Origin of the sequence: Rhodococcus sp. 11-3 (assembly GCF_023704055.1) — a bacterium.
Classification (GTDB): domain Bacteria; phylum Actinomycetota; class Actinomycetes; order Mycobacteriales; family Mycobacteriaceae; genus Rhodococcus; species Rhodococcus aetherivorans.
Genome location: NZ_CP080406.1, coordinates 4,931,570 through 4,946,482, shown reverse-complemented (window position 1 = coordinate 4,946,482; position 14,913 = coordinate 4,931,570). Strand labels below are relative to the sequence as shown.

Annotated in this window: 13 protein-coding genes; 11 read left to right on the top strand and 2 right to left on the bottom strand. The window is 67.0% G+C overall.

Annotated features, from left to right (window positions below; genetic code table 11):
* The first annotated feature begins 1 nt into the window (after nucleotide 1).
* The 5 genes from KZJ41_RS22765 to KZJ41_RS22745 all read left to right on the top strand — a co-directional run bounded on the left by KZJ41_RS22765 (nucleotide 2) and on the right by KZJ41_RS22745 (nucleotide 5,064).
* Nucleotides 2–952, top strand: a complete 951-nt coding sequence (locus KZJ41_RS22765) for an EamA family transporter (protein ID WP_029545748.1) — start codon at nucleotides 2–4, stop codon at nucleotides 950–952.
* A gap of 83 nt (nucleotides 953–1,035) precedes the next feature.
* Nucleotides 1,036–2,226, top strand: coding sequence for a CaiB/BaiF CoA-transferase family protein (locus KZJ41_RS22760; RefSeq protein ID WP_006934175.1), 1,191 nt, complete (start codon nucleotides 1,036–1,038; stop codon nucleotides 2,224–2,226).
* A 60-nt stretch (nucleotides 2,227–2,286) separates the two neighbouring features.
* The gene (locus KZJ41_RS22755) at nucleotides 2,287–3,096 is read left to right on the top strand and encodes an enoyl-CoA hydratase/isomerase family protein (protein WP_006934174.1); all 810 of its coding nucleotides are present in this window, start codon (nucleotides 2,287–2,289) and stop codon (nucleotides 3,094–3,096) included.
* Nucleotides 3,097–3,101: 5 nt separating this feature from the next.
* Nucleotides 3,102–3,953, top strand: coding sequence for an enoyl-CoA hydratase/isomerase family protein (locus tag KZJ41_RS22750; protein ID WP_044475784.1), 852 nt, complete (start codon nucleotides 3,102–3,104; stop codon nucleotides 3,951–3,953).
* Nucleotides 3,954–4,029: 76 nt separating this feature from the next.
* Nucleotides 4,030–5,064, top strand: coding sequence for a phosphotransferase family protein (locus KZJ41_RS22745; RefSeq protein ID WP_006934172.1), 1,035 nt, complete (start codon nucleotides 4,030–4,032; stop codon nucleotides 5,062–5,064).
* Nucleotides 5,065–5,101: 37 nt separating this feature from the next.
* On the opposite strand, the gene KZJ41_RS22740 is transcribed toward KZJ41_RS22745, so the two are convergent.
* Complete coding sequence (locus KZJ41_RS22740) at nucleotides 5,102–5,947, bottom strand: PaaX family transcriptional regulator C-terminal domain-containing protein (RefSeq protein ID WP_006934171.1); 846 nt, start codon at nucleotides 5,945–5,947, stop codon at nucleotides 5,102–5,104.
* A gap of 81 nt (nucleotides 5,948–6,028) precedes the next feature.
* Nucleotides 6,029–7,138: a CaiB/BaiF CoA-transferase family protein gene (locus tag KZJ41_RS22735; protein WP_006934170.1), complete on the bottom strand. Its 1,110-nt coding sequence runs from the start codon at nucleotides 7,136–7,138 to the stop codon at nucleotides 6,029–6,031.
* 159 nt (nucleotides 7,139–7,297) lie between these two features.
* Between KZJ41_RS22735 and KZJ41_RS22730 the strand changes: the two genes are divergently transcribed.
* From KZJ41_RS22730 to KZJ41_RS22705, 6 genes are all read left to right on the top strand, one after another.
* Complete coding sequence (locus KZJ41_RS22730) at nucleotides 7,298–8,446, top strand: 2-hydroxyacyl-CoA dehydratase subunit D (RefSeq protein WP_180987086.1); 1,149 nt, start codon at nucleotides 7,298–7,300, stop codon at nucleotides 8,444–8,446.
* Between the two features lie 30 nt (nucleotides 8,447–8,476).
* Nucleotides 8,477–9,817 (top strand): 2-hydroxyacyl-CoA dehydratase subunit D, encoded by a 1,341-nt coding sequence (locus KZJ41_RS22725; protein WP_029545743.1) that lies wholly within the window; start codon nucleotides 8,477–8,479, stop codon nucleotides 9,815–9,817.
* A gap of 31 nt (nucleotides 9,818–9,848) precedes the next feature.
* Nucleotides 9,849–10,802 carry an acyl-CoA dehydratase activase gene (locus KZJ41_RS22720; RefSeq protein ID WP_006934162.1) on the top strand — a complete coding sequence of 318 codons (954 nt, stop codon included), beginning with the start codon at nucleotides 9,849–9,851 and terminating at the stop codon, nucleotides 10,800–10,802.
* Nucleotides 10,802–11,602 carry an SDR family NAD(P)-dependent oxidoreductase gene (locus KZJ41_RS22715; RefSeq protein ID WP_006934160.1) on the top strand — a complete coding sequence of 267 codons (801 nt, stop codon included), beginning with the start codon at nucleotides 10,802–10,804 and terminating at the stop codon, nucleotides 11,600–11,602. Before KZJ41_RS22720 ends, KZJ41_RS22715 begins: the two co-directional genes overlap by 1 nt.
* A 237-nt stretch (nucleotides 11,603–11,839) precedes the next feature.
* Nucleotides 11,840–13,498, top strand: coding sequence for an AMP-binding protein (locus tag KZJ41_RS22710; RefSeq protein WP_006934159.1), 1,659 nt, complete (start codon nucleotides 11,840–11,842; stop codon nucleotides 13,496–13,498).
* 52 nt (nucleotides 13,499–13,550) lie between these two features.
* Nucleotides 13,551–14,774, top strand: a complete 1,224-nt coding sequence (locus KZJ41_RS22705; RefSeq protein ID WP_006934158.1) for an acyl-CoA dehydrogenase family protein — start codon at nucleotides 13,551–13,553, stop codon at nucleotides 14,772–14,774.
* Nucleotides 14,775–14,913: the final 139 nt, after the last annotated feature.

The following is a 14,913-nucleotide window of genomic DNA, read 5'->3' as shown; positions in this document are numbered from 1 at the left end:
CGTGTCGTCCGGATCCGCCGGGCGGGGAGCGGTCGCGCTCGCCCTGTCGCTGGTCTACCTGATCTGGGGATCGATCTACCTCGCGATCCGCCTGGTCATCGAGGAGGTGCCGCCCCTCGGCTCGATGGGTGCGCGATTCCTTCTTGCCGCCCTGCTGATGGCCGTATTTCTCGCCGTGCGCCGCGGCTGGAGGCGGCTGCTCGTCACCCGGCGTGAGGCCGGCGGTGCCGCGTTCCTCGGGGTCCTGCTCCTCGCGTGTGGAAACGGCCTGACGTCGGTCGGCCAGTTGCACGGCGTGCCCTCCGGAGTGACGGCGCTTCTCGTCGCGATGGTGCCCGTGTGGATCTGCATCTACCGTGCCGTGTCCGGCGACCGCCCGCGAGCGCTCGAGCTGGCCGGGGTGGGGGTGGGCCTCATCGGCCTGGCCGTGCTGGTGCTGCCGACCGGCGGTGACCGTTCGAGCCTCCCGCTGGTCGGCGCGGCGGTCATCGTGCTGTCGAGCCTGTCGTGGTCGTTCGGCTCCTGGATCAAGCCGAGGCTCTGGCTGCCGCAGGACGTGTACGTGGGCGCGACGTATCAACTCCTGGCGGCCGGTGCGGCGATGATGCTGGCGTCGGTGGTCACCCGCGAGCGTTTCGGGGGCGAGATCGGACTGCGGGCCTGGGGCGCGTTCGGCTATCTCGTGATCTTCGGCTCGGTCGTCGGATTCACTGCATACGCGTGGTTGCTGCACCATGCACCGCTGTCGCTGGTGGCGACCCACACGTACGTGAACCCCGTGGTGGCCGTCGCTCTCGGGTCCGTCGTCCTGTCCGAGCCGGTCACTCCTGCGCTGGTCGTCGGTGGCGTCGTGGTCCTGATGTCCGTCGTGTTGGTGGTGAGTGCGCAGGCTCGGCTTCGACGTGGGCGCGCTGCCGACCGCTCGGGGGAGACGAGCATGGTCCGCGACTGAACCGGAGCATTCCTGTGTTCTGGGAGCCTTCCCTGAACCACAAGAAGGTATTATTATCAGACCAAATTCGGGAAGGTGCAGCAATGACGCAGAACGACACGAAACGCTCGTTCACGGGTCCGCTGTCGGGTCTGAAGGTGGTCGAAATCGGTTCGATCGGCCCGGGGCCGTTCTGTGCCATGCTGCTGGCCGATCTCGGTGCGGACGTGGTGCGGGTCGACCGTGCCACCGGCGCAGGGTTGGTCGGGCCGAATGCAGATTTCCGCACCGAACTGCTGCACCGGGGACGCCGTTCGCTTGCCGTCGATCTCAAGCACCCGGACGGAGCGGAGGTGGTGCTGTCGCTCGTGGCGGACGCCGACGTCCTGATCGAGGGCTTCCGCCCCGGCGTCACCGAGCGGCTCGGGGTCGGACCGGACGACTGTGCCCAGCGCAATCCGCGGTTGATCTACGGTCGCATGACGGGCTTCGGGCAGGACGGCCCTCTCGCGCAGCACGTCGGTCACGACATCAACTACGTGGCACTCAGTGGTGTCCTGTCGCTGATCGGACGCCACGGTCAGCCGCCCACCCCGCCGCTCAGCCTGGTCGGTGATTTCGGTGGTGGCGGAATGCTTCTCGCCTTGGGAGTGCTGTCTGCGCTCTTCGAGAGGCAGCGCTCAGGCATCGGGCAGGTGATCGACGCCTCGATGGTGGAAGGGGCCGCCCTCCTTGCGACGCCGTTCTTCGGCTTCGCGCAGAGCGGGTCGTGGAACCGTGAACGCGGCACGAACCTCGTCGACAGCGGCGCACCCTTCTACGACGCCTACGAGACCGCCGACGGCAAATGGCTCTCGGTCGGCGCGCTCGAACCGCACTTCTACGCCGACCTCGTAGCCCTGCTGGGCCTGCCCGACGATCTGCCGGATCAGAACGACCGCGCGCAATGGCCGCAGATGAAGAAGGTGTTCGCCGACGCCGTACGGGGCCGCACCCTCGCGGAGTGGCTCGACGCGGCCGAAGGGCACACGCCGTGCATCGCCCCGGTTCTCGACGTCGACGAGGCGCCGTCGCATCCCCACCATGTCGCCCGCGGGACCTTCGTCGAGGTCGACGGACTCGTCCAGCCGGCCCCCGCTCCCCGGTTCAGCCGCTCGGCGGCGGCGGTGGACCGCCGTCCGCCGAGTCCGGGGGAGCACACCACCGAGATTCTGACCGACTGGGGAATCGACTCCGACCGCACCGACCAATGGCTGCGTTCGGGCGCGGTACGACAAACCCCCGCCGAAGCCTGACCGATCACACGAACTCACGGCGCCCACCTGGAACCGCCGGACCGAAGAAGGAGTGAACCCGTGACCGAGCCCACGACATGGGAAACGTTCACGCTCGAGCGACCCGAACCCGGGATCGCCGTCGTGACGTTGAACCGTCCCGAACGAATGAACTCGATGACGAACACGATGTTCGTCGAACTCGAGAAAGTGGCGTTGCAACTCGATCGCGAGGACGACCTGCGTGTGGTGATCCTCACCGGCGCCGGCAAGGCGTTCTGCGGCGGGTTCGATCTCGACGACGCCGAAGGGCTGTCGTCGTTGACGCCGATGGGGATGCTCGATCAGCAGGAGCTGGCGGCGCGGGCGCTCTCGGCGATCCGGAGCATCCGCGTTCCGGTGATCGCGGCGGTCAACGGCGCGGCGGCCGGTGGAGGACTGTCCCTGTCCCTGGCTGCCGACATCCGGATCGGCTCGCCGGCCGCGCGGTTCAACGCGGCGTTCGTGCGAATCGGCCTCTCGGCCGGGGACCTGGGCGCCTCCTGGCACCTCACCCGGTTGATCGGCCCGGCGCGGGCCGCGGAGTTCGCGTACACGGGCCGATTCATCGAGGCCGTCGAAGCGGAGTCGCTCGGGCTGCTGAACGCGGTGGTGCCCGCCGAGTCGCTGCTCACCGAGGCGCTCGCGATGGCGCGCCTCATCTGCGCGAACTCGCCTGCCGGCGTGCAGCTGTCGAAACGCGCACTGCACGCGAACATGGAGGTGTCGTCCTACGCCGCGGCGCTCGAACTGGAGAACCGCGGCCAGGCGCTGCTCACCCGCGGTGAGGACATGCCCGAAGCGCTGGCCGCGTTCAAGGACAAGCGCACCCCGAAGTTCACGGGCCGGTGATCGACATGACGCAGATGGACACGCGAGAAAATACGTCCGTGCTGAGCAACTACGAGCCACCCCGGCTCGAGACCCTCACCCTCGAGGCGCTCGAGGACAAGATCGCCGTTCTCACGATCAACCGGCCCGACCGGATGAACTCGATGGTCGTGAAGATGTTCGAAGAGTTCAACACCGCCGCATACGCATTGCGCGACACCGACGCGCGGGCGCTGATCATCCGCGGTGCGGGAGATCGGGTGTTCTGCGCCGGGTTCGACCTCGACGAGATCAGTGTGATCACCGAAATGGGCGTGCGCGAATTCCTGAAGTTCCAGGAGACCGCGACCGGGGGCCTTGCTGCGCTGCGGCATCTGCCGTTCCCGGTGATCGCGGCGATCCACGGTGCTGCCTCCGGCGGCGGTATGTCGCTCGCCCTCGCCGCCGACATCCGGCTGGTCGCCCCGACCGCGAAGTTCAACGCGGCCTTCGTCAAGGTGGGGTTGTCCGTCGGGGAACTCGGCACCTCCTGGCAACTGACCCGCCTCGTCGGGCCGGGCCGGGCGGCCGAGATCGCGTACACGGCACGCTTCGTCGGCGCCGAGGAGGCGGTCCGGATCGGGCTGGCGAACCGGGTGGTGCCGAGCGAGAACCTCTTCGACGAGGCCGTCGCACTGGCCGAGACGATCGCGACGAATTCCCCCGGCGGGATCCGGATGTCGAAGCGCGCGTTGCAGCGGAACCAGGAAGTGACGTCGTACGCGGCGGCGCTCGAGTTGGAGAACCGGGGACAGGCGCTACTGACCCGATGCGCCGACATGCCGGAAGCGCTGGCCGCATTCAAGCAGAAGCGAGCTCCGCGTTTCACCGGGGCGTAGACGTCGACGAACGACTGCGTGCAGGATCGGGGCCGGGCGGCGCGCGCCGGCGGCACAATCTGATGGAGGCGAGCATATGACCTGGGAATGGACTCCCGACACCCTCGGCGCGCTGGAACGATTTCTGCGTGAGCGGGGCATCACCGATGGGCCGCTGACAACGTCGCGTATCGGTGACGGGCATTCCAATCTGACGTACCTGGTGTCCGACGGGGTACGTCGGGTGATTGTTCGTCGACCGCCGCCGCCGCCCGTCCCGCCGGGTGCCCACGACATGCTGCGGGAGGCTCGGCTCGTCGGTGCACTCGCCGGCAGTGGCGTGCCGGTGGCGGCCGTGCTTGCCGTCGGGCAGACCGGCGACGTGCTCGACGTCCCGTTCTACGTGATGGACTACGTCGCCGGCCCGGTGGTCACCACCGAGACTCCGGCGGCACTGAGTGCGCCGGCCGACCGTCGCCGGATCGGTGAGGCGCTGATCGACACCCTCGCGGCACTACACGCGGTGGACTGGCGGGCCGCCGGCCTCGGTGACCTCGGCCGGCCGGACGGTTTCAACGAGCGTCACCTGCGCCGCATGGGCCGGTTGGTGGCGGCCGAGGACGGGACGCCGCCGCCGGAGTTCGCGGAGATCGATGCGTGGCTCGCCGCCCACGTTCCCGCCGAGTCCGGTGCGGCGATCATCCACAACGACTACCGCATCGGCAACGTCATCCTTGCTCCTGAACCGCCGGGACATATTGCGGCGGTGCTGGACTGGGAGCTTGCGACGATCGGCGACCCGCTGTTCGATCTGGGGTACTTCCTCGCGTCGTATCCCGTCGAAGGACAGGACCGCACGCCGACCGAAGATCTCGGTGTGGCGGTCCTCGAGGACGGCTACCCGACGCGCGACGAACTCGCCCAGCGGTATGCGGCTGCCACCGGCGCGGACCTGTCGAACCTCGACTGGTACACGGCACTGGCCCTGTGGAAGCTGGCGGTGCTGTACGAGTACGGGCGGCGGCGGGCCGTCGCCGGCGTCGGGGATCAGTACTACCGCGACGGTGCCTTGGTGCGTGCCTTTCTCGACGCCGCCCGCCGGGCGGCGGGCCTGACAGCAGCCGGCGTCTGATCGGTCCGGCACCGGCCGGGCGCCGACCCGATGGTCCCTACTCGACGCCCGCAATCTCACGCCAGCGAGCGTGTGCTGCCGGTGTCCACTCGGTACGCAGGTCGCGTAGTCGCTTCGCCGTCCGCAGTCCGGCCCAGTCCGGCAGCAGGACCTCGGGCAGTCGTGGGTCCAGATAGGGCATCCGGCGCAGGGAATCGGCCAACTGCAGGTGGGTGAGGAGCAACTCGTCGTCCGAGGCGAATCCGCGCACGTCGAACCGGGCGAGCAACTCGTCGTAGACCTTCTCGGCTTCGTCGAGATCCCAGGACCGCCGGACGAGTTCGGCCTCGGTGATGCCCGGTTGGCCGATCGGGCCGACGAAGGTGACAGTGTTGTCGGCCAACCCCAGGGACTCGATCGTCCTGGCCGCCTCCGCGGCGCGATCGACGTGGGGGGTCACCCAGACGCCGGGGGTCGGGTTTCCGAAGCCGGCCCACCGCAATGCCGCATACAGTTTCTTCCGGCTCGAGCGGTGCGATTCGGGAACCGGGACGTTGATCACCAGCCAACGGCCGTCCCACTGGGTGACGTCGACATCGGGGGGAAAGACACGCATGTCGCCTTCGGCGAACAGTCGGTGCGCTTCGTCGGTCAGGTGCCACAGGGTCTCCCGACCGACCCGTTCGGCGGCGATCAACCCGGTCGATCCCGTGCGGGCCAGAGCCTGCCGTGCCGCGGGCTCACCGAACCCGAGTCCCTTCAGGACGTAGAGCAGTGCCGCGGTACGAACCGGTCGGCCGTATGGTTCGACCAACTCACCGAGCACCGTCACCAGCACGGATCGGGCGCTGCGGGCGGGGGTTGCGTCCTTGTCGGATACGGACCCGATGTCGGGATCAGTCATGGGTCCATCGTCGCGCAGGCGGTCGCAGCCACGCCACACCCCCCGGGCGCCGGCGGTGCGGGGGCGGTGGGCTGGCGCTCGTCAGTGCGCACCGCGGACGACACCCCAGTCGCGCAGGACGGCGTCGGTGTCGGCGCCGGGCACGCGAGGCGCCGAGTACGTGGCCGGCGCCGCGTTCGCGAAGCGTGGCGATGCCGCCGGCTGGCGCTGCCCGAACGATTCGACGACTGTCCCGCGTGCGGCGATGTGCGGGTGCGCCGCGACCTCGTCGAGGGCGAGCACCGGCGTGAAGCACGCGTCGAGGGGGGCGAAGTGTTCCACCCATCGGTCGCGATCGCGGCCGCGGAAGATCTCGGCGAACCGGGTGCGCACACTGGGCCAGGCCGCTCGATCGTATTGATCCGGAAGGTCCGCCGGGTCGAGTCCGAGGCCCGTGAGTAGTTGCGCGTAGAACGCCGGCTCGACCGCGCCGACTGCGACGTACCGTCCGTCGGCGCATTCGTAGGTGTCGTAGAACGGGGCCGCGCCGTCGACGACGTTGGTTCCCCGGTCGGCGGACCATAGGCCGTTTTCGGTCAGCGTCCAGTACATCGTCATCAGCGTGCTGACGCCGTCGACCATCGCGACGTCGACGACGTCACCCTGCCCGGACCGCTCCCGCGCATAGAGCGCGCCGAGGATGCCGGTGATCGCCAGCATCGAGCCTCCCCCCAGGTCGGCGACCAGGTTGAGCGGCGCCAGCGGGCGTTCGCCTTTCCGTCCGATCGCGTTCAACGCTCCGGTGAGGGCGAGGTAGTTGATGTCGTGCCCCGCGTAGGGAGCCAGTGGACCGTCCTGTCCCCATCCGGTGATCCGGGCGTAGACGAGTCGGGGATTGCGTGCCCGGCACACGTCGGGGCCGATGCCGAGGCGTTCCGCCGCGCCGGGTCGGTAGCCCTCGACGAGCACATCCGCATTGTCGACGAGACTCAGCACGCGCTGCAGATCGTCGGGATCTTTCAGATCGGCGCGGACCGAGCGGCGGTTGCGCAGCCCGGCGTCCTGCTCCACGGGCAGGAGCTGGCTCACCCCGCCCGGACGTTCGATCCGCACGACGTCCGCCCCGAGATCGGCCAGCAGCATCGCGGCATGGGGGGACGGGCCGATCCCGGCCAGCTCGACCACCCGCAGCCCGTCGAGTACACGCGTCATCTTCTACCTCCGAACGGCACCAATGTTTGACAACTCTGGATACTAACTATCAAATTAAGTATTATCTAGTTCGACGCCGCAGCGAAACACCGACTTGTCGCTGCCGGCATCCATCGACGAATCCGAGGGCGAAACGTGAACAGACTCAGTCCAGAACTGATGGCGACGCTGCGCACCGCGGCCGACGATCCCGTCGCCTACGCGCAGAGATGGAAGGCGACCCATGGCCGCCGCGTGATCGGATCTTTCCCGATGAACTTTCCGTCCGAACTCGTGCACGCCGCAGGCGCCCTTCCGGTGCTCATCCAGGAGAACCGCACCCCGGTCACCGAAGGCCGCAACCTGCTCGCCGAGTTCTACTGCGGCTACACCCGCAGTGTTGCCGACCAGGCGGCGCTCGGTCAGCTCGACCTCTTCGACGCCTTCGTGGCGGCGGACCACTGCGTGCAATTGCTCGGCGCGGTGGACGTGATCCGATGGGCGCGACCCGAGAAGCCTGTGCATTTCGCCCAGCTCACCAGCGCCATGGACGATGCGTGGACCGGGCCGCGGGTGGCGGGTCGCATCAGCGACCTCGCGACCGAGATCGAAACGGTCCTGGGGGTTTCAATTACGTCCGACACCTTGACGGCCAGCATTCGGATGTTCAACGCGAACCGGCGTCTGCTGCGCGAGTTCTACGAGCTGCGTCGCTCGGGCCGACTCCGCATCACTGCGAGCGAAATGCAAGTGCTGGTGAAGTCGAGCATGGTGATGGACATCGCCGAACACACCGCTGCCCTCGAGCGTCTTCTCGACGGGATCGACCCGGCTGCCGAAGCGCAGGACGACGTGGTCAGGCTCTACCTGTCCGGCCACTTCTGCCACGCCCCGCGGCCCGAACTCCTGGACGTGATCGAGGAGGCGGGGGTGATCGTGGTCGACGACGACCTGTACACCGGATACCGCTACATCTCCACCGATGTGCCCGAGAACGGAGATCCGTTCCAGGCGCTGTCGAGCTGGTATCTGGAGCGAAATCTCAACGCCCCATGCCCCACCCGAGTGACCACCCAGGTCGACTGGGATCGATATCTGATCGACGAACTCGCCCGTAGCAACGCGAACGGCGTGGTCGTGATGATGGCGAAGTTCTGTGAACCTCACATGCTCTACTACCCGGAGCTTCGGAAAGCGCTGGAGGGTAACCGAACACCCGTGCTCCTCATCGAAACCGAACACGAGGGCAATCCTGTGGAAACGCTCCGGACCAGGGTCGAGACCTTCGTGGAGCGAATCCGCCGGCAGCACGTGCCGGTGCCGTCCTGAAACCTGCTCGACCACCCGAGGGAGATCGTGATGACCATTGCACAACCGCGCAAGGAAAAAGCCCACCGCCTGTCCAGTACCCGCGCCGGCGGGAAGCTGGTCGCCGACTACTGGGAGAACATCTTCACCGCAAAGGAGCGCGGTAAGCACGTCGTCTGGTACAACGGCGCCGCGTTGAACCCGCTCTTTCAGGCGGCCGGCCTCGAATGGTGCCACGGTGAGGCCTTCGCTGCACGACTGGCCGCCCAGCATCTCGAGGGTCCGGCCCAGGCTGCCGGGGCCGAATACGGCTACATCAACGAGCTGTGCTCGTACGCCCGGACGCACCTCGGATGCGCCGTGCTGACGCACCAGAACACCAACCGGAACGAGACCGGCGTCGTGGGCCTGACCGACCAGCAGGAGCTCGCGAGCAAGCTGCCGGCACCGGACTTCTTCGTGAACGGATATGCCGGCTGCAGCACCGGACAGCAGTGGGACGCCATGACGTACCGGGTGTTCGATCGCAAGTTGCCCTTGTTCAACGTCTCGATTCCGATGCTGTGGGGCAACAAGCCCGACGCGGGATACATGCGGGGGGAGGAGTGGGTCGAGGTCGGCAAGTACGTCGAGGGTCAACTCCGTGAGCTGGTCGACTTCCTGGAGTACCAGACCGGCCGGCCGTTCGACTGGGATGCGCTCAGCGAGAGCATGTCGTACATCAAGCGGGCTTCGGAATTGCGCCTCGAAGGGATGGAACTTTGCCGGCAGGCGCCGACCCCGGCGACCTACTGGGACTGGGTGGCGAGCATCGCGCCGATCAACTTCCTGCCCGGCAACCAGGATCTCGTGGACTACTTCGCCGGGGTGAAGGCCGAGATCGAACAGCGGATCGCCGACGGTGTCAGCGCCGTCGAGAACGAGCGCTACCGGGTCTACTTCGACGGAATCATGAACTGGAACAAACTCGGGTTCCTGACCCGGAAGTTCGCCGAGTACGACGTGGCCGTGGTGGCCGGCCGGTACACCCACGAATCCTTTTGGCAGGAACCACAACTCATCGACGTCGACAATCCGCTGCTCGGTATGGCGCAACACTACCTGCTCTGTCCGCTCAACCATGGGCTGAAGAACCTGCAGGAACTGTTGCTGCGTCGTCTCGACGAATATGCGATCGACGGCATCGCCTTCCACTCCACCCGGACCTGCCGGGCGATGACCAACCCGCAGTCCATGCTCGCCCGGGCTGCCGAGGCCGAGCGTGGAGTCAAGTCGTTCGTCTTCGAAGGGGACGTTGCCGACGCATCGTTCTACAACGACGAGTTGTTCGACAGCCGACTCGAAGCGATGCTGGAGGCGATCGATGTGCAGCGGATGAGGTCCGCGGTCTAGCGCGACACCGTACCGGGAAGAGACGAGTGCGATGAGTACCGACAAGTGGTTCGTTATGGGCGTCGATCTGGGATCGACGACAGCGAAGGCTGCCGTCGTCGATCAGGACGGTGCGTTGTGCGGGACGGATGTCGTGCAGATGGGCGCTGTGAGCCGTGAAGCAGTCGCCCGTGCGATCGAGGGCGCCTCGGTCGCGGCGGGAGTGCCACGCGAGGTCATTCGGCGGACCGTGAGCACCGGGTACGGCCGCCGGTTGGTTCCGGGCGCCGACCGCACCTTCACCGAGATCACCTGCCATGCGCGCGGCGCGGCGGCCCTGCGTCCGGGGGTTCGGCTCGTCATCGACATCGGCGGCCAGGACAGCAAGGCGATCATCGTCGACGACGACGGACTGGTGGAACGTTTCGCCATGAACGACCGTTGCGCGAGCGGAACGGGTCGGTTCTTCGATGTCCTGGCCCGCGCGCTCGAGGTCGACATCGATGCGGTAGGGGATCTCGCGCTCGCCGGTGCGCACGGCCTCGAGGTCAGCAGTATGTGTGCCACCTTCGCCGAAACCGAGGTGATTTCCCTGCTCGCCCAGGGGCAGGACAAGGCCGACATCGCCGCGTCCGTGCACCGTGCCGTCGCGGCGCGCACCCTGGGTCTGGTCGGCCAGGTCGGCAGGGCGACACCTGCGGTGATGACCGGCGGGGTGGCCAAGAACCCGGCTGCGATCCGCTATGTATCGCAGGCGTTGAGACATCCGATCGAGGTGCTCGACCAGCCACAGATCGCCGGGGCCTACGGCGCGGGGCTGCTTGCGCGCGACGAGTATCGCGGTGCCCGAAAGGTTCTGTCCGCGCGTGATGCCGCGACGGAGACGAACATGGCATCGCGGAGCTCGGGCGGTGGTCGGCACTGTGCGAGCTGCGACGGTGTCCTGGACGGTAATCATGCGCATGCCGGCGGACCGGTGATGCTCGAGCTGCGGAGGAACGAGTGATGATGAGAGAACCGAGTGAGTTCCGGGTGCCGGTACCGGCCGAGTCGACGATCTACATCGTCGGGGGGACGAGTGGTGTCGGGCTCGAGGTGGCGCGCCGGTTCGTGCGTGCGGGCGCCCAGCGGATCGGTCTGGTCGGGCGCAACGTCGAACGTGGCGAGAAAGCGGCACAGCACATTCGGACCCTCGCGCCTGGCGTGTGGTGTCTGTTCGCTGCGGCCGACGTGAATGTTCCGGGGGAGGCCGTGCGGGTTGTGGCGGAACTTGCGGATTCGCTGGGTGCCGCCGACATCCTCGTCAACAGCACGACAGGGTCGTTCAATCCGCGACTGTTCCACGAGATGGACCCCGAGGACATCCCGGGGGTGCTGTTGAACCAGGCTCTCGGCCCGATCAACATGTGTCGAGCCGTCCTGCCCGCGATGCGACAGCAGCGCGGCGGGGTGATTGTGAACATCGCCTCCGATGCGGCGAAGCACCCGACGCCGGGCGAGAGCGTGATCGGTGCGGCCATGGCAGCAATCGTCATGTTCTCCAAAACCCTTGCAATGGAGGCCAAGAGGGACGGCATCCGAGTCAATTCCGTGACACCGTCGCTCATCCGCGATACCGGCGGCTTCGATCGCGTCATGTCCGAGCCCTTCAGTGCGAAGCTGTTCGAGAAGGCGAGTCGGCTGGCGTCGTTGGGGGTGGCGGAGCCGGGCGATGTCGCCGACCTCGTGCTGTTCCTCTGCGGTACGCAGGCGCGGCGGATCACCGGGCAGGTGGTCAGCCCGAACGGGGGGATTTCCGCGGGATAGCTGCCGCAGCGAGAAGCCGGTCGAGGTGGGGACCTTGGCCGGCTTCACGTGTCTCGGGGGCGAAATCGGATGAGGCTCTGACCCAAAATATTTGACAGATATGTAGCGGAAGGCATCTGATCGGTACTATGTTGGGTGTGACCGCGACAACATCTCGGGAGGCCCGGTCCAGGGCGCCGATCGGTCCCTGCAGCCTTCCCTTCCTTCATCCCGCACAGCCGAAAGCAGGAACACGCCATGTCGCTACAGATGTCCTACTGGCCGGCGTCCACGAGCTCGGGCATTCGAGACATCACGTTCAGTGATCTTCTTCGGGAGGTAGCCGCGACCACTCCCGACCGCGTCGCGCTCGTCGACGGCGTTGCCGACCCGGCGGACCGGAGAAAATGGACCTACCGCCAGTTGCTCGCCGACACCGAATCGACCGCCCGCGCGTTGCTCACGCACTTCTCCCCGGGCGATCGGATCGCGGTGTGGGCGCCCAACAGTGCCGACTGGGTGATCCTGCACCAGGCGATCGCGATGGCAGGCATGGTGCTGGTCGGCATCAATCCGGCGTATCGCGCACATGAGCTCGAATACATCCTGCGGCAGTCCAAGGCAGCCGGTCTGTTCTTCCGCGAGTCCTATCGCGGGGCGGATCTGTCCGCGATTCTGGACCAGGTCCGGCCCACTGTTCCGGGACTGCACACCGTGGTGTCCGGCAGCGAGTGGGCCGAGTTCGTGCGTACTGGCGATCCGAACGCGCAGTTCCCGGCCGTCTCGCCGACGGACGCAGTGCAACTACAGTACACCTCGGGCACCACCGGCTTCCCGAAAGGCGCACTGCTGCACCACAAAGGCCTTGTCAACGAGGCTGCGTTCGTATTCGAGCGGGCCGGCCGGACGGACCCGCTGGTCTGTGTCAACGCCATGCCGATGTACCACATCGGGGGCGGTGGCGTCACCGAGCTCGGCACGTTCGCCGTCCACGGAACCTACGTGATCTTGCCGGCCTTCGAGCCGGCCGCGATGCTCGAAATGATCGAGACCTACCGGGGCACCCACTCGTTGATGGTGCCCACGATGCTCATCGCCCTGCTCGACCATCCGGACCGGCACACGCGTGACCTGTCGAGCATCCACACCGTCATGTCCGGCGCGGCGGCAGTACCCGAGGCGCTCGTCGAACGGGTGACCCAGGACCTCCACTGCAACTTCACGATCCTGTTCGGCCAGAGCGAGATGCACGGGGTGATCAGCCAGACGCGGATCACGGACGATGTCGTCGACCAGGCGACCACGGTGGGACAGCCGCTGCCGGAGCTCGAGGTCAAGATCGTCGATCCGTTCTCCGACGAGATCGTTCCCGCCGGTGAGCAGGGCGAGGTCTGCTGTCGCGGCTACCAGGTGATGCTCGGGTACTCGGACATGCCCGACGAGACCGCCGCCACCATCGATGCGGACGGATGGCTGCGCATGGGCGATCTGGGTGTGATGGACAGCCGCGGCTTCCTCCAGATCACCGGTCGTCTCAAGGAGATGATCATCCGGGGCGGCCTCAACATCTATCCCCGCGAGATCGAGGAACTGCTCTACCGGCATCCCGACGTCGCCGAGGTAGCGATCATCGGTGTGCCGGACGAGAAATGGGGCGAACAGATCGGCGCCGTCGTGCGGGTGAAGGACCCCGACTCGCCCCCCAGCGCGGCCGAGCTGAAGTCCTGGGTCCGCGAACGACTCGCCGCACACAAGACACCCGCCCTGTGGTACTTCACCCGGTCCCTTCCCATGACCCCGTCGGGCAAGATCCAGAAGTTCCGTGTGCAGGAACAGATCGCCGCCGGGACGCTGATCGCGGCACCGATGACCGACGGCGACGCGGCCGAGCAGTCCTCGGCCGATCTGGTGTCGTGACGACGTCCGCCGCGGCCGAGGACCGAACCGTGACCGGCGGAAGGACCACCCGTTGACCCAGTTGCTGAACTCCGATGCGCGCGGGATCCGTGACGCGGTGCGGGATTACGCGGCGAAACGCCTGGCACCCGGGTATCTCGAGCGCGCGAAGTCCTCCACGTTCCCGTGGGATCTGCATCGCGAGATCGCCGGCCTGGGGCTCTACGGCCTGCTCGCAGGGGAGGGATACAACCCTCTCGAGCGGGAGGACTTCGTTGCGGCCGGCGTCGCCGTCGAGGAACTCGCCTACGCGGACTTCAACGTCGCCAACATCACGATTCCCGTCATGCTGATGAGCACGTTGATCCGGGACCACGCATCCGAGACGATCGTCGAGAGGTGGCTGCCGCGCCTGGTGGCGGGTGAAACGTACGTCGCGTTCGGCTTGACGGAACCCGAGACCGGATCCGACGCCGCCAACATCAAGACCGTCGCGCGAGCTACCGCAGATGGGTACACCATTTCCGGCGAGAAGACGTCGGTGACCATGCTCGCCGACGCGGAAGCGATCATCCTCGCCGCACGGACGATCCGGGACGGCAAGGATGCCGGCGTGTCGACGTTCCTGGTGCCGCTCGATGCGCGTGGCATTGCCACGTCGACGGTTCCGGATACGGGATGGGGCATCCTCGGTCGCGGGGTGCTGCATCTGGACGGTGTCGAGGTGCCACCGGAGAACCTGATCGGCCTCGAAGGGCGTGCCTTCTCCCGCGTGCTGAACGGGTTCGACTTCACTCGGCCGCTGCTCGCACTGACCGGACTCGGCGCGGCCCGGGCGTCCCTCGACGAGACAGCCGAGTACGTGCGCCGGCGTACGGCGTTCGGTGCTCCGCTGGCGAAGTTCGAGGGCGTGTCGTTTCCCATGGCCGAACACCTCACCAAGGTCGAGGCGGCGCGGATGATCTGCTACGCGGCGCTCGAGAAACGCACTCTCGGTCTGCCGCACACCATCGAGGCGGCGATGGCGAAGTGGTACGGCCCGCTCGTCGCGAGCGCAGCGGTCAAGGAATGTCTCCTCCTGCACGGCAACTACGGTTACTCGCAGGAACTTCCGTTCGAGCAACGCCTGCGTGATGTGATGTCCGTCGAGATCGCCGACGGTACGGCACAGATCCAGAAGATCATCATCATGCGGGAGAAGTATGGGACCGACTTCGTTCCCTACGAGAGGCGCGGCAGCGACGCGGCCTCGTCGTGGCAGAGAGGAGCGGCACGCCCCGCGCCCGCGACACAGTGAGTTCGTCGAGTGTCCATCACCTACCGACAGGCGAAGGGAGACCCGAATGGCCGGGCCTGCCGATCTCATAGTGCGGATGCGAGATCGAGTCTGAACGTGATTCGGCCCTGGGCTACCCCTGCACCCTCAGATAGGCGCA

Excerpts from the sequence above, each read along its gene's own strand:
- KZJ41_RS22760 (WP_006934175.1), top strand. The coding sequence starts at position 1,036 with ATGACGCAGAACGACACGAAACGCTCGTTCACGGGTCCGCTGTCGGGT.
- KZJ41_RS22710 (WP_006934159.1), top strand. The coding sequence starts at position 11,840 with ATGTCGCTACAGATGTCCTACTGGCCGGCGTCCACGAGCTCGGGCATT.
- KZJ41_RS22750 (WP_044475784.1), top strand. The coding sequence starts at position 3,102 with ATGACGCAGATGGACACGCGAGAAAATACGTCCGTGCTGAGCAACTAC.
- KZJ41_RS22715 (WP_006934160.1), top strand. The coding sequence starts at position 10,802 with ATGATGAGAGAACCGAGTGAGTTCCGGGTGCCGGTACCGGCCGAGTCG.
- KZJ41_RS22745 (WP_006934172.1), top strand. The coding sequence starts at position 4,030 with ATGACCTGGGAATGGACTCCCGACACCCTCGGCGCGCTGGAACGATTT.
- KZJ41_RS22740 (WP_006934171.1), bottom strand. The coding sequence starts at position 5,947 with ATGACTGATCCCGACATCGGGTCCGTATCCGACAAGGACGCAACCCCC.
- KZJ41_RS22725 (WP_029545743.1), top strand. The coding sequence starts at position 8,477 with ATGACCATTGCACAACCGCGCAAGGAAAAAGCCCACCGCCTGTCCAGT.
- KZJ41_RS22720 (WP_006934162.1), top strand. The coding sequence starts at position 9,849 with ATGAGTACCGACAAGTGGTTCGTTATGGGCGTCGATCTGGGATCGACG.
- KZJ41_RS22730 (WP_180987086.1), top strand. The coding sequence starts at position 7,298 with ATGGCGACGCTGCGCACCGCGGCCGACGATCCCGTCGCCTACGCGCAG.
- KZJ41_RS22735 (WP_006934170.1), bottom strand. The coding sequence starts at position 7,138 with ATGACGCGTGTACTCGACGGGCTGCGGGTGGTCGAGCTGGCCGGGATC.